At 63.1% G+C, this 13,779-nt stretch carries 12 protein-coding genes and 2 pseudogenes; 9 read left to right on the top strand and 5 right to left on the bottom strand.

Annotated elements, in window-relative coordinates:
* Positions 1 to 133 precede the first annotated feature (133 nt).
* Genes AC07U4_RS20355 through AC07U4_RS20335 form a run of 5 tightly spaced genes read left to right on the top strand, consistent with a single transcriptional unit; the run spans position 134 to position 4,878 of the window.
* The gene (locus AC07U4_RS20355) at positions 134 to 2,524 is read left to right on the top strand and encodes a membrane-bound PQQ-dependent dehydrogenase, glucose/quinate/shikimate family (protein WP_495196801.1); all 2,391 of its coding nucleotides are present in this window, start codon (positions 134 to 136) and stop codon (positions 2,522 to 2,524) included.
* A 17-nt stretch (positions 2,525 to 2,541) separates the two neighbouring features.
* Positions 2,542 to 2,940 carry a (R)-mandelonitrile lyase gene (locus AC07U4_RS20350; protein WP_495196800.1) on the top strand — a complete coding sequence of 133 codons (399 nt, stop codon included), beginning with the start codon at positions 2,542 to 2,544 and terminating at the stop codon, positions 2,938 to 2,940.
* A gap of 11 nt (positions 2,941 to 2,951) precedes the next feature.
* Positions 2,952 to 3,449 (top strand): (R)-mandelonitrile lyase, encoded by a 498-nt coding sequence (locus AC07U4_RS20345; protein ID WP_495196799.1) that lies wholly within the window; start codon positions 2,952 to 2,954, stop codon positions 3,447 to 3,449.
* Positions 3,450 to 3,475: 26 nt separating this feature from the next.
* A complete protein-coding gene (locus AC07U4_RS20340) occupies positions 3,476 to 4,195 on the top strand; it encodes a LysR family transcriptional regulator (protein ID WP_495196798.1) in 720 nt (239 codons plus the stop codon).
* Positions 4,180 to 4,878 (top strand): transposase, encoded by a 699-nt coding sequence (locus AC07U4_RS20335; protein WP_495196797.1) that lies wholly within the window; start codon positions 4,180 to 4,182, stop codon positions 4,876 to 4,878. Before AC07U4_RS20340 ends, AC07U4_RS20335 begins: the two co-directional genes overlap by 16 nt.
* A gap of 42 nt (positions 4,879 to 4,920) precedes the next feature.
* Here the strand turns inward: AC07U4_RS20335 and AC07U4_RS20330 are convergent.
* The 3 genes and pseudogenes from AC07U4_RS20330 to AC07U4_RS20320 form a co-directional block, all read right to left on the bottom strand.
* Positions 4,921 to 5,175, bottom strand: a pseudogene (locus AC07U4_RS20330) (hypothetical protein); the annotation flags it as partial.
* Positions 5,144 to 5,419, bottom strand: a complete 276-nt coding sequence (locus AC07U4_RS20325) for an EAL domain-containing protein (RefSeq protein ID WP_495196796.1) — start codon at positions 5,417 to 5,419, stop codon at positions 5,144 to 5,146. The pseudogene AC07U4_RS20330 and the gene AC07U4_RS20325, both read right to left, overlap by 32 nt.
* A gap of 332 nt (positions 5,420 to 5,751) precedes the next feature.
* Positions 5,752 to 6,396, bottom strand: coding sequence for a sigma-70 family RNA polymerase sigma factor (locus AC07U4_RS20320; protein ID WP_495196795.1), 645 nt, complete (start codon positions 6,394 to 6,396; stop codon positions 5,752 to 5,754).
* A 192-nt stretch (positions 6,397 to 6,588) separates the two neighbouring features.
* On the opposite strand from AC07U4_RS20320, the gene AC07U4_RS20315 reads away from it, so the two are divergent.
* The 4 genes from AC07U4_RS20315 to AC07U4_RS20300 all read left to right on the top strand — a co-directional run bounded on the left by AC07U4_RS20315 (position 6,589) and on the right by AC07U4_RS20300 (position 11,507).
* The gene (locus tag AC07U4_RS20315; protein ID WP_495196794.1) at positions 6,589 to 7,131 is read left to right on the top strand and encodes a TetR/AcrR family transcriptional regulator; all 543 of its coding nucleotides are present in this window, start codon (positions 6,589 to 6,591) and stop codon (positions 7,129 to 7,131) included.
* A 110-nt stretch (positions 7,132 to 7,241) separates the two neighbouring features.
* Positions 7,242 to 8,438: an HlyD family secretion protein gene (locus AC07U4_RS20310; RefSeq protein WP_495196793.1), complete on the top strand. Its 1,197-nt coding sequence runs from the start codon at positions 7,242 to 7,244 to the stop codon at positions 8,436 to 8,438.
* A 1-nt stretch (position 8,439) separates the two neighbouring features.
* Positions 8,440 to 10,017, top strand: a complete 1,578-nt coding sequence (locus AC07U4_RS20305) for an MDR family MFS transporter (protein WP_495196792.1) — start codon at positions 8,440 to 8,442, stop codon at positions 10,015 to 10,017.
* A complete protein-coding gene (locus tag AC07U4_RS20300) occupies positions 10,017 to 11,507 on the top strand; it encodes an efflux transporter outer membrane subunit (RefSeq protein ID WP_495196791.1) in 1,491 nt (496 codons plus the stop codon). Before AC07U4_RS20305 ends, AC07U4_RS20300 begins: the two co-directional genes overlap by 1 nt.
* Before the next feature lie 843 nt (positions 11,508 to 12,350).
* Here AC07U4_RS20300 and AC07U4_RS20295 read toward each other — a convergent pair.
* Positions 12,351 to 12,705, bottom strand: a pseudogene (locus AC07U4_RS20295) (MucR family transcriptional regulator).
* Between the two features lie 570 nt (positions 12,706 to 13,275).
* Complete coding sequence (locus AC07U4_RS20290) at positions 13,276 to 13,551, bottom strand: hypothetical protein (protein WP_495196790.1); 276 nt, start codon at positions 13,549 to 13,551, stop codon at positions 13,276 to 13,278.
* Positions 13,552 to 13,779: the final 228 nt, after the last annotated feature.

Here is a 13,779-nt window from a genome sequence, read left to right as displayed (position 1 = left end):
CCGGGTTAGCACGAGAATGAAGCCCCATTGAGCCGACAATGAGCGCAGCTCAGGACGCAAGTATCGACCCAAGCGTTAACTACAACGCATTCCGAACGAAGAGCAGGCCGCACAAGGCCGTGAAAGGCGAGCTATGACGTTTCCCGAACGACTGAAGCCCCGGAGCGGCTGGCTTGCCGGCATCTATGCCGTCGTGCTGGCGATCGTCGGCGCGATCCTACTTGTTGGCGGAGTGATCCTCGCCGCGGCGGGGGGCTCGCTTTATTATCTGACTGCCGGCGCGATGACGCTGGCAAGCGGAGTTTTGATCTGGCGCGGCGATCGACGCGGTGCCTGGGTCTACGGCGCGCTGCTGGCGATCACGGTCGCTTGGTCGATCTGGGAGGTCGGCGGCACCGTATGGCAGCTCGTGCCGCGCATCGTCGCGCCGTTCATCCTCGGATTGGGCCTGCTCCTGCCTGGCGTGCGGCGCGCTCCGCAACACGCGCCGGTGTCGAGGCGGATCGGTGGCCTGCCGGCCTTCGGCGCAGCGCTCGTTGCGGCGCTCGTGGTCGGCATCGGCCTCCACGCGGCGGGTCCCGGCACGCCGCCCGATCCGATCTGGCAGACCGGAGGTCCGGTTGCGGCGCCCGGTCGGCTCGCGCAAGCGACCACGGCCGCGACGGCCGAGTGGCAAGCCTATGGCAACGACCAAGGCGGCTCGCGGTTCAGCCCGCTCGACCAGATCAACGCCGGCAACGTCCAGAACCTCAAGGTCGCCTGGGAAGCCGACACTGGGCCTAAACCCAAGGGTGCCTACACCGGCGGCCTCGAGGTGACGCCGATCATGGTCGGCGACAGCCTCTACATCTGCAACAATTACGACGGCGTGATCGCCTACGACGCCGAAACCGGCAAGCGGCGCTGGGCCTTTCAGATGACCGACTCCGCATCGGGCAAGCCGTGCCGCGGCGTCACCTACTATCGCGTTCCCGGCGCGGTCGGACCGTGCGCCGAGCGCATCTATGCGGTTAGCCAGGTGCCCGATCTAGTCGCGCTCGACGCGCGCACCGGACGGCTGTGTCCCGGCTTTGCGAACGCCGGCCGCTACAACCTCCAGCGCGGCATGACGCCGGCGCCATTTGGCATCTACTATGTCAGTTCGGCACCGCAACTCGTCCGCGGCAAGCTGGTGGTGGGCGGTGGCATCCTGGACAACCAGTTCTGGGGCGCGCCGTCGGGCGTGGTCCGGGCCTTCGATGCCGTGACCGGCACGCTCGCCTGGGCGTTCGACGTCGGCAATCCGACGCGCAAGGGCGAGCCGCCCGCAGGGCAGACCTACACGCGTTCGACGCCCAATAGCTGGGCGCCGCTCAGTGCCGACGAACGACTTGGCCTCGTCTACCTGCCGATGGGCAACTCGACGCCCGACCTCTACGGCAAGCAGCGTCGGCCGTTCGACGACGCCAACAACAGCTCGATCATCGCGATCGACGCCAACAGCGGCGATGTTCGCTGGCGCTTCCAGGCGACGCATCACGATTTGTGGGACTACGACATGCCGTCGCAACCCACGCTCGTCGACGTGCCGACCGCAAACGGCATCCGCCCCGGCCTGATCGCCCCGACTAAGCGCGGCGAGATCTTCGTGTTGGATCGCGCGACGGGGCAGCCGATCAAGACCGTTCGCGAAGTGCCGGTGCCCCAGGGCGGCAACGGTCCCGGTGATCGACTGTCGCCGACCCAGCCCTTCTCCATCGGCATGCCGTCGTTCCGCGGCGCCAACCTGCGCGAGGCCGATATGTGGGGCCTGACGCCGATCGATCAGATGCTGTGCCGCATCCAGTTCAGGCAAGCCCGCTACGAAGGGCCGCTGACGCCTGTCGGGCTCGAGCGTCCTACCATCGTGCAGCCCGGCTATGGTGGCGGAGTCAATTGGGGCAGCGTTTCGGTCGATCCCGAGCGGGGCATCATGGTCGTGCCGTGGATGAACCTGCCGACGAAATCGCAGCTCATCACCCGTGCCGAGGCGAACCGCCGCGGCAACGTCCTGGAGCCGACGCACGGGCCGGTGAACACCAAAAACCCGATGGCGAACACGCCCTACGGCGCCGCTAACGGCCCGTTCCAGACCTTCCTCGGCGTTCCCTGTACCTCGCCTTCCTGGGGCAATATGTCGGCAGTTGATCTGCGGACCGGCCGGGTGATCTGGACAAAGCCATTCGGCACCGGCGCCGACACGGGGCCACTCGGCATCCACAGCCATGTGCCCTTCACGATGGGCGTACCCTTCTCGGGTGGCGGGATCACGACGCGGGGCGGCCTGACCTTCATCGCCGCTTCGGTCGAGCAGGCGATCCGCGCCTACGACGTGTCGACCGGTGCCGAGCTATGGAAAGCGCGTCTGCCGGCGGGCGGGCAAGCGACGCCGATGACGTACCGTTCGCCCAGCGGTCGCCAATTCGTCGTCATCGCCACCGGCGGCAAGCCGACGCTCAAGACGACGCAGGGCACCAAGCTCGTAGCCTACGCCCTGCCTAACTGAAGCCGAAAGGACATGTCATGAAGATCACTCGCAACGCATCCTCCCCGTCGAAGCCTGGTTCGACGCCCGACAACTTCACCGGCACCGTTCGCGTTGATAACGGCGCCATGCCGGACGCGCCGGGCCGCGCCTCGACCGCAAGCGTCACCTTCTCCCCCGGTGCGCGGACGGTGTGGCATACGCACCCGGCCGGGCAGACGATCGTCATCACCGCCGGCAAAGGCTGGGTCCAGCGCGACGGTGGCCCCGTCGAGGAAGTCAATCCAGGCGATACCGTGTTCTTCCCGGCCGACGAAAAGCATTGGCATGGGGCCACGGCCACCACTGGCATGACGCACATCGCAGTGACGGAGATGGTCGATGGAAAGAACGTCGACTGGCTCGAGCCGGTCACCGACGAACAGTATCAGCGTTGAAAGGCGGCATCATGAAGACACTCATCCTGGCATCTTCCCTTGTGATCCTGTCACCTACTATTGTGGCCGCTCAAGACATCTCGGGCTCGCACCAGCAGGTGGTCACCCGTGCTGGTTCGGTCGCGGCTAAGCCGGGTCCGGCGACGAGCTTCACCGGACAGGCCACGGTGACAGCCTTGGCAAATCCGGTGGCTCCCGGGCGCACAGCGTTCGGCCAGGTGACGTTCGCGGCGGGGGCACGAAGCCGGTGGCATACGCATCCTGCCGGACAGACACTTTACGTCCTCAAGGGCTGCGGCCTGACCCAGCAGGAGGGCGGCCCCGTCATGCGCATCTGTGCGGGCGACACCGTCTACACGCCGCCGGGCGTGAAGCATTGGCATGGTGCGACGCCCGACGGCGGCATGGTGCAGCTCTCCGCGACCGAGACGGTGGACGGTCGCAACGTGGATTGGCTGGAGCCAGTTACGGACGGTCAATACCATCAGGCACCGGCCGCACCTCGCTGATCCGAACGGCGGGGTTTGCGTTGCCAATGATGGCTGAACCGCGCAAGATCGCGACCATGCAATTGAGCCGGTCCGATCTCGCGGATTTCTACTACTTCATAGCGATCGCGAAGCATCGCAACTTTCGCCGTGCGGGACTCGAATTGGGCGTGAGCGCGTCGGCACTCAGCCACGCGCTCAAGGGCCTGGAGACTCGGCTGGGCGTACGCCTCCTCAACCGCACCAATCGCAGCGTGACGCTGACCGCCGCCGGCGAGGAGTTGCAAGCTTCCATCAGCAGGCCGTTCGACCAGATCGGCGATGCGGTGGAGCGGCTGAACCGTTTTCGGGACGCCCCCACAGGTCGCATCAGGCTCAGCGTTCCAAGCGATGCGTCCACGCTGCTGCTTGCGCCGGTCCTGCCGACGTTCGTTGAACGCTATCCCGACATCGAGGTGGATGTCGCGGTGAACAACCATCTGATCGACGTCATCGATGGCGGGTTCGATGCGGGCATTCGCTATGGCGGGACAGTGCCGGAGGACATGATCGCACAACGGCTCTCCGCGGACTTTCGCTGGGTCGTCACCGGAGCACCGGCCTATTTCACGAGCGGCTTGAGGGGTATCTGGCCGAGTTGGATGCCATCGACCGTGGCGAGGATGGCAGCGGACCCGGTCGCGGTGAGGCACTGTCCGCCAAGATCGCCAAGATCGCCAAGGTGCGCGAACGGCGGCAGGCTCAAGAGGCAGTGCTGGAGCAGCTGACCGCCAGCGGTGAAAGTCAGGTCTCGCTGACCGACCCCGATATGCGCGCGATGGTTACGGGTCAAAAGATCACGGTCGGCTACAACGCGCAGGTGGCAGTCGATGCGAAGCACAAGCTGATCGTCGAACAGCACGTCACCAACGCCGCCACCGACATGGGCCTGCTGGTGGCCACTGCCGGGGCAGCCAAGGATACTCTTGGCGTCGAGCGCATCGCAGCCGTGGCAGACATGGGCTATTACAAGGGCGAGGACATCGAGGCGTGCGAGGCGAACGGCATCACTCCTTATGTCGCCCGACCCCAGCGTGGCAGCGCGGTCGCCAACGGCCGCTTCCCCAAAGAGCGTTTTAGCTACGATCCGGCAGCCGACGCTTATCGTTGCCCCGGTGGCCAGCTTCTCGATACCCGCTACCGCTCGGTCACGTGTGGCCATGTGTCGATCCAGTATTCCAGCCCTTCCGCCTGTGCCGCCTGCGCGATCAGGGCACGGTGTACCGGCGGTCGCTGGCGGCGCATCAACCGTTGGGAAAACGAGGCGGTGTTCGAGCGCATGGCGACGCGGCTCGCAGCCCGGCTCGGCGTTCTTGACGTCCGTCGGCAGACGGTCGAGCATCCGTTCGGCTCGATCAAGCAGTGGATGAACCAGTTTAGCGGCGGTCTCGATACCTTCGGCGGTACCTAGCACGCCTGCAACAATGACACGGCGGGCAGCGGACTTGTCGATCCCGCGTATGAGCGCCATATCAAGTTTAACCATGTCGGGGCGGAGGTCTACGAGCAGCCCGAGGCCTGCGTAACCGGCACCGAAATCATTGATCGCCGTCGTAAACTCTCGAGCCGATAGGCATCGATAATCCGCCGGACGTGAGCCACCTCGCGCATCCGCTCGTCTTCGGTAAACTCGAACATCAGTCGCTGAGGATCGAAGCCGACATGATGAGCTGCCGTCAGTGACGCCGGATACAGGCGTCGGGTTCATAGACGGCGTTCGGCATGAAGTTGATCGGCAGGTTCGTAGAGTTATTCGGCGGAAAGAGCCGCCCGGCCAGTTCGATTGCCTTGACCCGGCACGTCTGGTCGAACTTGTAGATCAAGTCCGCATCGACGCTGGCCAGTACCTCTCCGGCGGACTGCCCGTCCGCGCCGCGGACGAGAGCTTCGTAGGCGAAGACCGCCCCGGACTCGATGTAGACGATTGGCTGAAACGCCATTGCGATCGCCATAGTGAGGGGGCACAGGTTCTACATTCCTGGCACGTCTTCGACCTGGCCAATGACGTCGATTGTGCAGCATCGGCAGCTGTGATTGGGGAATACATCATGCCGGTCTGCTTGGTGCATAACCCCTTAATTATGGTTGAAGCGATGATCGTTTCAGCGGCATCGACCACCTGGCAGCTCTCAGCTGCAAACATCCTAATTTCGAACGTCGCATATTTTGTCACTTCTACGACATCTATCATCAATACGATGGTACGAAGCATGCCGTTCATAACGGTTAAAGTGTTGCATAGGCCGGTCTGTTGGGTAGAAGGCGATAGATGTAGAGAATGAGATTACCCGATCATCAAGGGTTGGCCCAAGGCCTTCATCCGCTTCCACTCGCCACGCCGTGTCTGTTCGCGATGGGCGATCGAGGTGGGCACCGGAGCTGGGATGAGACGCCGCTGGCGATGACCCGCAATAAGAGCGCGCAGTCCCGTGCGAGCGCGTGAGACCCGGCTCTTAAGCGTGCCGGCCGGCACGCCGACGCGCGCGGCTGCCTCGTCGTTGGACAGGCCGACGATGCTTACCAAGCGCAAGGCCTCCCGCTGCTCGGCGGGAAGGTCTTCCATCGCGTCAGTGACCTCGGCCAGTTCGATCACGGCCTCTTGGTTGCCATCCGTAGCCATGATCCGCTCTGCAGCGACCTCGTCATAGTCTCTATTGAACCGGTCATGCCGCCGCATGCTGAGGAAGCGGTTGCGCAGGATGGTGAAGGTCCAGGCCTTTAGGTTGGTGTCGGCGACAAAGTTGATGCGCGCGCGCCATGCCCGCAGCATGGTGTCCTGCACGAGGTCATCCGCCGTGTCCACATCACGCGACAGCGACCGCGCATAGTTCCGCAAGGCGGGACGGAGCATAACCAGCGAAGCCTCGAACGCGTCATCCGCCTTGGACGTCGCATCCTTGTTGCTCGTCTGTGTCGAGCCGTCATGCATGTCATAATCCTAGAACAAGCGAGTGGTTGCGCTTTCACTAAGCGGACACTGTGTCCGCTATATGGCATGCTAAAAGTATCGACGTCTCCCATGGTTCCCTTGCAATGATAGACCGCAAAGAACGGATTTGGCAGGCACAAACGATGATCAGCAGAAACCGATACGGCCAGATGAAGCCGCAGAGTGTCTCGAATGCGTCGTGACGCTCGTGCGCGTCGCGACGCGCTTCTCACTGCTGCTGCGGCAAGCTTCGCCGAGCGAGGCTATGGCATACCGTTAGAGGATGTCGCCGCGCGTGCTGGCGTCGGCCGGGGTACACTCTACCGCAATTTTGCCGACCGTGAGGCGTTGGCCCTTGCGATCTTCGAACGCGACGTTGACGAGGTGGACGCGATCGTGGCGCGCAACCAAAACTATCATCAATCGATGCTCAATCTCGCGCTTGCTGGCCGGCGCAGCATGACATTGTTTGCGCGCATCGCGATCGATCTGGTCGCGAACACCGAGAACATGGCCGCATTCGAAGCGCTCGGCGAACGCCTAGCCCGCTCGCTCGATCCGCTTGCCGCCCGCGCCAGGGCGATGGGCGAGGTCAGGGACGATGTTGACGGTGCGATGCTGGCGCTGGCGCTTCGCATGGTCGGCGGACTGTCGCACAATCCGGATGCCCACGACAGGGCCATGCAGGAGCTACAGGTCGCGCTAGAGTTGGTCATGCGCGGACTGAAACCATGAGCCCGGCACCGCAAGGATGCCTTAACCGGACGACTTGTCCGGAAAGAGTTGGCCTTCTATAACGCGCTGAATGCTCGGGCCGATCGGCGCGATGATTAACGAGGCCTTCTGTGAACCGAGACGACAATGCGCTGCACGGCGGCGACCATCAACGCGATGCCGCAATCGAAGCCGGCGATGACTCGACACCGACCGATGCCCCGGCAAAGAAGGGCGTGAGCTCCCGTGCCAAAATCATCCTGGTCCTGCTGGCGTTGGCAGCCGTGTTGGCTGGTGCCCTCTGGTACGTCCGGCACGAGACTAGCGGCAAATATCTCCAGGAGACGAACGACGCGCAGGTGATGGCCGACATGGTCACCGTGTCGCCGCGCGTCGCCGGCTATGTCGCTGAGGTGCTGGTCCGCGACAATCAGGACGTGGTCGCCGGCCAGCCGCTCGCCCGCATCGATCCGCGCAATTCGCAAGCGCAAGCCGCCCAGGCTGAGGCGCAGATCGCGGTTGCCGAGGCGCAGACCGATGCCGCCCGCGCGCAGATAGGCGAGCAATATGCGACCATCGAACAGGCGCGCGCGCAACTGGCCGCCGCGCAGACAAAGGCGGCGTATGACGCCGCCGAAGTAGCCCGGTATCGCCCGCTCGCCGCGTCGGGTGCGGAGACTCGCCAGCAGCTCGCCCAGCTGACGGCAAACGCACGTCAGTCGGCCCAGAATGCCCGCGCACAGGGTGCAGCCCTGGCTATGCAACAGCGCCGCGTTTCCTCCTACCGCGCGCAGGTGCAGCAGGGTGTCGCCCAGGGGCAGGCCGCGCGCGCGCAGCTCGCCTCGGCCAACGTAGACGTAACCGCGACGCTGATCCGCGCTGCCAGCGCCGGGCGGATCGGCGACAAGAGCGTCACAACCGGCCAGTACGTCCAAGCCGGCACCCGGCTGATGTCGATCGTGCCGCTCGACCGGCTCTACATCACCGCCAATTTTAAGGAGACCCAGCTAGCGCTGATGCGGCCTGGCCAGCCGGTGTCTATCCATGTCGACGCGCTCGACGGCATTGAGATCAGGGGGCGCGTTGAGAGCGTGGCGCCGGGTACTGGTGCGCAGTTCTCGCTGCTGCCGCCCGAGAACGCGACCGGGAACTTTACCAAGATTACCCAGCGCGTGCCCGTCCGCGTGTCGATAGAGGCAACGCCGGCAGCCCGGCGTCTGCTCGTTCCCGGCCTGTCGGTCACCGCCACCGTCGACACGATCGGGGCCAAGGATGAATTAGAACGCATCCGCGACCAGCAGAAGCACGTCAACGGCAAGGAACGCTGACATGGCAGGCGCGGCCACTGCCGGCGCGCCGGCGACCACGACGCGACGCTCGCCCGCCGAGCGCGCCGACACCGCCGCCTGGCTCGCGGTCGGCGCGGGTACGTTGGGCGCGTTCATGGCGGCGCTCGACATCTCGATCGTCAACTCGGCATTGCCGACAATCCAGGGCGAGATCGGCGCCAGCGGTACCGAGGGTGCCTGGATCGCGACCGCCTATCTGGTGTCTGAAATCGTCATCATCCCGATGGCCGCCTGGCTGGAGCGTATGCTGGGCTTACGTACCTTCCTGCTGATCGCCGCGGGGCTGTTCACCGCCTTCTCCGTCGTATGCGGCTTTTCGACGAGTCTTGGTATGATGGTCTTCGGCCGCATCGGCCAGGGCTTCACCGGCGGAGCAATGATTCCAACGGCGCAGGTCATCATCGCGCAGCGCCTGCCCCGATCACAGCAGCCGATCGGCATTGCAGCATTCGGCGCGACTGCGATCCTCGGGCCGGTGCTCGGGCCGCTGATCGGCGGCTGGCTCACCGAGAACATCAGCTGGCACTATGCCTTCTTCCTCAATCTGCCGATCTGCGCGATCCTGGTCGCACTGCTGCTGGTCGGCTTACCCCATGAGAAGGCCAAACTGCACCTGATCCGCGAGGCGGATTGGAAGGGGATCGCCGGCCTCGCCCTCGGTCTTGGCGGCCTGACCGTGTTCCTGGAGGATGGCCAGCGCGAGCAATGGTTCGACTCCGGCCTGATCCGTGCGATGTTCGCGGTCATGCTGGTCGGCTTCGGCCTGCTTTTCTGGGGGCAGGCAACCGCCAGGCGGCCGATCATCAAGCTTAAGCTGCTGCTCGACCGCCAGTTCGGATCGGTCGCGCTGATGGGCGTCGTCCTTGGCATCGTCCTCTACGGCACCTCCTACGCGATCCCGCAGTTCCTCGCCTCCGTCGCCGACTATAACGCGTTGCAGTCAGGCAAGGTGGTGCTTTTGTCGGGGGTGCCGAGCCTGTTCATGATGGCGATCGTTCCGATTCTGCTGCGCCGGGTAGACATCCGCCTCGCAGTCGCGGCGGGCCTGGCGATCATGGGCGGCGCGGCATTGATGGACGCTAATCTGACCATCGCTTCTGCCGGCGACGATTTCACCGCCAGCCAGCTGATGCGCGGCGTCGGCCAGATCGCGGCCATGCTCTTCCTGAGCCAAGCCGTCGTGCGCTCCGTCCCGCCGGAAGACGCGGGTGACGCATCGGGGCTCTTCAACGCTGTGCGCAATCTAGGCGGAAGCTTCGCGCTGGCTGGCATCTCCATCCTGCAGGATCAGCGCATGTGGTTCCACTCGCGCCGGATGGAGGAGACGCTGCGAGCGAACAGCGTCGCGGTGCAGGACTATGTCGGTGGCCTTAGCCAGCAACTCGGCACGCCCTCCGTCGGCATCCGCCTGCTCGGCCAGCAAATCCAGGGGCAGGCGCTGGTCATGACGTACAACGACATCTTCTGGATCATGGGCGTCGGCACGCTCGCGGTGCTGCCGCTGGTCCTGTTCTTGAAACCGCTGCCCAAGGACGCCGAACCGGCGATGGTGCATTGATGCGATACCACACTCTGCTGCTGTCTTCCGTAATGGGCGCGGCACTTGCCGGCTGCACGGTCGGTCCGACCTATAAGGCTCCGCCCGCCGCGGCGTCGGACGCCATCGCGCGCGGGACGTTCGTGCGAGCCCGCGACGCGGTGCTGGCGTCGGCCCCTGGGCTGGCACGCTGGTGGGAAACGCTGCGCGACCCCACGCTGACCGTGCTCATCGACGACGCCCTAGCGCACAGCCCCTCGATTGATGAGGCGGAGTCACGCATTCGCGCGGCGCAGGCTCAACTCAAGCAGCAGCGCGTCGCACAGCTCCCAAGCGTCAGCGCCAATGCCAGCTACCTGCGCGCGCAGCTGCCCGGCGTCGGTTTGGGTCAAAGCACTGATGGCAGTAGTGGCTCTAGCGGCTCTAGCTCGCTCGACTTCTACAATCTTGGTGCCACCGCCTCTTGGGAAATCGACCTGTTCGGCGGAGGACGCCGCGGCGTGGAGCAGTCGCGCGCCACGGTGGGTGCGCGGTTCGCCGACTTGGCCGATGCGCAGGTGTCGTTGTCGGCGCAGGTCGCACAGGCCTATGTCAATCTGCGCGACGTGCAGGCGCGCATCCGCCTCAACGAGCAATCGACTGTGTTGCAGCAGCGGCAGGTCGCGCTGGCGCAGCAGCGCTATGCGGGTGGCACCGCCTCGCTGCTCGATGTCGAGCGGTCGCGCAACCAACTGGAAAGCACGCAGGCCGACGCGGTCCCGCTTGGCAGCCAGCGCGACGAGTATCTGAACCAGCTCGCTGTGCTGACCGGCCGCACCCCCGGCGCGCTTGATGGCACGCTCGCAACGGTCGTTCCCGTGCCGCTGCCGCCCGCGCAGGTGCCGATCGGCAATCCGGCTTTGCTGATCGCCCATCGTCCCGACATCCGCGCAGCCGAGCGCACGCTCGCCGCCAACACCGCAGCGATCGGCATCAACAAAGCCAAGGAACTGCCTGGCATCCGCTTCATGGGCATCCTGGGCCTTGGCGGCACCAGCCCGGGCGACGTGTTCGACACCAGCAATCTGACGACGCTGCTCGCGCCGATGCTAAGTTGGTCGTTCCTTGACTTCGGCCGCAACCGTGCTGTGACCCGTCAGTCGGAAGCGCAACGCGACGAGGCTGATGCGACTTACCGGCGTACCGTATTGGAAGCCTTGCAAGACGCCGAGAACGCGCTGTCGCGCTTCGGCACGACGCGGACGCAGCTTGGCCAGCTCGCCCGAGCAGAAGCGACGGCCGCACGATCGGTTGCGCTTAACGCACAACGGGTCGGAGCCGGGACGAGCTCGGCGAGCGATCAGCTCGACATTGAACGCCAGCGTTTGTCTGCCGCCATCGCGACCGCCCAGGCACGCGCGCAGCTGACCCAGAGCTACATCGCCGTCAACAAGGCGCTTGGTCTCGGATGGGCTGCGGATGCAGCGCTGGCTCCAGTACCGCAGCCAATCAAAGGAACTGTTTCCGATTAATCGGCTCGCCAGCTGCGTGCGTCTGTCGCTGATCTCCTGACTTTTGCGACAGCAAAAATACACGTCGGGCTATCATCGTATCAGCGTCGCAAAAGTCTGTTGAATAGGATTTTCTGTTGGCGAACGCCTGCGCAGCCCCGTGTAGCTGTCATGATCGCCGACTGTAATTCTTTGATCAATTTATCAATCCCGGCCGTTTGATTATTCACCTCCGGCATTCACGTACGTGTATCAAGCTCACCATCCCGGATGCAAATTTCCCTCATTCGATGTGAAGCCGTTGAAGCTGTCTCGTGCTATAAACACCTGGGTTAGGGTAGGACGGACTGTCGGAAATTAGATATCGACAACCATGGTCATCATTTTGACGCCGCCCTGCTCTTGCTTTTTAGGAGCATAAGTAATGCACCAGCTGAGTTTAAGCACTTGACGGCCGATAGTTATAGAAGGAAATATTTAAAACATTGCGCCTAGTCCGTCATAGGTGATGTAAAAGCAAAGCTATAACCACCTTTCTACTCTAATCTCGCAAGAGTATTTACTGGTATAGTATGCCTTTTGTGCCAAACCTGCTTTTGGCAGCGGATAATTTCAAAATAAGTCTTAGTGGGCGATTCAAAATTAATTGGAAAATAAAAAGACGTAAAACGCAAGTTTAATAATTTAGCGTAAAATATTGATCATCATAATGCTCCACTTTAGCAAAAACCCATTTGCTGAGACGCTCTATCAAAAATAGGCAGTGCAAGTGTTTTAGCCCGTCGTGTGTTAGATTGTACGATCAATGCAAAAATCATGATCTTTGCATAGCAGCCCGCCGGCGACGCCGGCGGGCTGCTCACGTCATCCGGCCGCAGCGGGGGTCCGCTTCCTGACCTTCGGCGCTGCCGGCTCGGCCTGCGCCGCCTTCGGCTTGCGTCCCAGCCCGATCGTCTTTGCCATTGCGCGCCGCGCTTCCCAGTAGTTCTCAGCCACCATCGGATAGTCCGACCGGAGATTGTACCGCTCGCGGTATTCCTCGGGCGTCAGGCCGTTGGTGCTGGCGAAGCGTCTTGGAGGGCTTGCCGTCAATCATGGAGATGATGTGATCCTTGTTCGCCAGCGACTTTCGAACGCTGACGGCTGGCGTATGCTCGGTTGCAACCTCGGAGGGCTCTGCGGCCGGCGAGTTCGTCAGCGACACGATCGCACTGTGCATCGCATTAAGGAACGCTGGCACGCCATCGACTTCGGTGCGCGTATTCGGGTTACCAAGCCATGCGATCGTCAGTTTGGTCGAAGCTCGATGGTGTTCGGCGTCTCGTCCATTGGTGATCCTTCCCCCTCGTGGGTGCCCGTAATAAACCATCGCGTATGTTGCGGCATGGCCCTCTTCAGCCACTACCTGTCGCCGGTTAGCTTGATCAACGGTCTTGGCTGAGGATCGCGCGGGGGGGGGGGGGGGGGGGCTAACGTGTATCCCGTCCGGCAATTCTCGTCCACTGGCTTTGATTGCGGGACGTTGAATTACGGGGCATTCGATCTGGCCTTGTCAATTCTGCACAGGCTGCTGCCGCCGGTGCTTCGGAGCGTCGAACGCAGTCACGACGACACTGACGATCGAACCTACCGGCGCAATCGAGGCGGGCCCTGCGCAATGGTCGAAGTGGCTGAACAACGCCTCGTGCCGGATCTCGCTGCTGGCGTGGAAGCTGCACGCGCACTTCGCGACCGACGTCGTTGCGCGGATCGATCGCGACGGCGGGCATATCCCGATCAAAGATTTACGCTACTGGATTGATGCCTGGGCGCCATCGGTGCGAGGCTGAAAGCCTTGCGGCTCCACGGCTTCAAGATAGGCGTTCAGCCGCTCTAATGAGCGGCGATCGGCTTCAGCATCGTCGCTTAGTGGAGCCTGCACCAGTTCGTTGATCGCAGCGGTAAGGTCGGCCGCGGCGCCGGCTTCGCCGGTGGCATCCAGAAAGCGCAACGCGTCAACCATATGGTTGAACGCTTGAAGCTGGGGACCAGATAGCGGTCGGTAAACGACAATTGGTGGGGTCATTGTTAATCTCTCTCTTTGACGCGTTCTTAGCGCGGATCACGCAAAATGCGGCCATTTAGCGGGCGAGGTATTCTATTATGAACGAGGTCGTCACCGACACCTAAGCTGATTCAAACAGCGATAATGCTTGTCAGGATGGAAAACACCATTGTGGGGGCATGACATAGAACGGGCACGAAACTACGCTTAGCCTGTGGGAATACCCAAGCAGGCCCATTGCCGCACATG

This window comes from Sphingomonas sp. GW821-FHT02B09 (assembly GCF_059421875.1).
The sequence above is the reverse complement of the archived record's forward strand: the minus strand, read 5'-3'. Positions and strand labels throughout refer to the sequence as shown.